The organism is Cupriavidus campinensis, from assembly GCF_905397395.1.
In the GTDB taxonomy this organism is placed as follows: domain Bacteria; phylum Pseudomonadota; class Gammaproteobacteria; order Burkholderiales; family Burkholderiaceae; genus Cupriavidus; species Cupriavidus campinensis.
The window spans coordinates 1-1489 of the sequence record NZ_CAJPVH010000138.1 but is presented as its reverse complement, the minus strand read 5'-3'; the positions used below and the strand labels follow the sequence as shown (position 1 = coordinate 1489).

1 protein-coding gene and 1 pseudogene are annotated in these 1489 nt (G+C 69.2%); one reads left to right on the top strand and one right to left on the bottom strand.

Features of this window, described 5'->3' with window-relative positions; genetic code table 11:
- Window positions 1-156: 156 nt before the first annotated feature.
- Window positions 157-960: a response regulator transcription factor gene (locus KHO18_RS28200; RefSeq protein WP_144202761.1), complete on the bottom strand. Its 804-nt coding sequence runs from the start codon at window positions 958-960 to the stop codon at window positions 157-159.
- Window positions 961-1136: 176 nt separating this feature from the next.
- Between KHO18_RS28200 and KHO18_RS28195 the strand changes: the two are divergent.
- Window positions 1137-1489, top strand: a pseudogene (locus KHO18_RS28195) (DNA-binding response regulator); the annotation flags it as partial.

Below are 1489 nucleotides of genomic sequence, written 5' to 3'. Positions count from 1 at the left end.
CCCAGCCAGATACTGCCTTACCAGCTTGAGCTTGAACCGCTCATCGTACTTCGCCATGAAAAACACCCCAAAGGTTGGATGGGTGTCCAACTTTTGGGGTGCAGTTCACGAGGGTGGCTTTTTGTTTTTCAGGGCGGCGGGTAATGCCTGCCGTCATCAGGGATTGGGGCCCAGCGCCGGCTGCCGCCCCGCTGCACGGCGCCTGCGCGTGCCGCCAGTTGGCGCCGCATCGGGCTTGGGTGCCGGCCCCGCCGAGGCATCGCCGCCGAGCAACTCCAGCCGGTAGCCATGCGTGTACAGCGGGACGATGCGCACACCGTTGTCGGGCCAGAGCCCCAGCTTGTTCCGCACGCGCGAGATGTGGGTGTCGATGGTGCGGGACATCGGCGGGATGTCGCGCCCCCAGACTGCCACGACCATGTGTTCGCGCGGCACCACCCGGCCGGCGTTGCGGAACAGCAGCAGGGCGAGGTCGAATTCCTTGGGCGTCAGCGCCACCTTCTGGCCGTGGCACGTCGAGGCCCGGGTGGCCAGGTGGAAGGCGAAGCAGCCCCAGGCCATGCTGCCGTCGCGCGCCTGGCGCAGGTCCGGGTACGCGCGGCGCAGCAGCGCCTCGATCCGCGCGGCCAGTTCCTGCGGGCGGATCGGCTTGACCATGTAGTCGTCCGCGCCCGCTGCCAGCGTCGCCACGATGTCCCGCTCGTTGTCCAGCCCGGTCAGGAACATCACCGGCACGCGGGCGTCCAGATGGGCGCGCACCCACGCCAGTACCTCGCGCCCACTGACCTGGGGCGCGTGCCAGTCCAGCAGCAGCAGGTCGAACGTGACCTTGCGCAGCGTCAGCAGCATGCGCCGGCCGTCGTCGAACGTCACGCACTCGTGCCCGGCGGCCGTCACGATCTCCCGAATTCGCGCGGCGTGGCCGGCGTCTGGCTCCAGCGAAGCTATCCTCAATCCCATCGTCGTTGCGCGCCCCCGAGGCGCATCCGTTGTCTGCCATCCGAGCATTAGAGGCCGGGACGCGTCGCAACCCTATAAGACGATGCTCATTTTTAGTCGGCAACAAATGTTTACTTCGTGCCGGCGGGCGCGCGGCCTACCATGGCCGCATCGAGACAAGCCGAGGGAGGCCCATCGTGAAGATCGCCGCGCTGGCGGACAACCCGTCCCGCGCCGGGATGCTCAGGCACGCGCTGCACCGGGGCGGGCATGTCGTGCGCTGCTTCGGGTGTGGAAAGTCGATGACGGACGCGGTGCGGGATACCCGCTACGACGTGCTGCTGCTGGACCGCGCCAGTTCCATCGCCGCCGCGACGGCCGCGTGCGACGTGCTGAAATGGGTGCGCGACACGCTCGGGCAAGGCGTGCCGGTGATGATGCTGGGCCGGGGCGACGACGAGGCACAGGTGGCGGCCTGCCTGGCGGCCGGCGCCGATGCCTACGTGGGCGAGGCGGGGCGCGGGGCCGAGCTGCTGGCGCGCGTGGAGGC

Excerpts from the sequence above, each read along its gene's own strand:
- KHO18_RS28200 (WP_144202761.1), bottom strand. The coding sequence starts at position 960 with ATGGGATTGAGGATAGCTTCGCTGGAGCCAGACGCCGGCCACGCCGCG.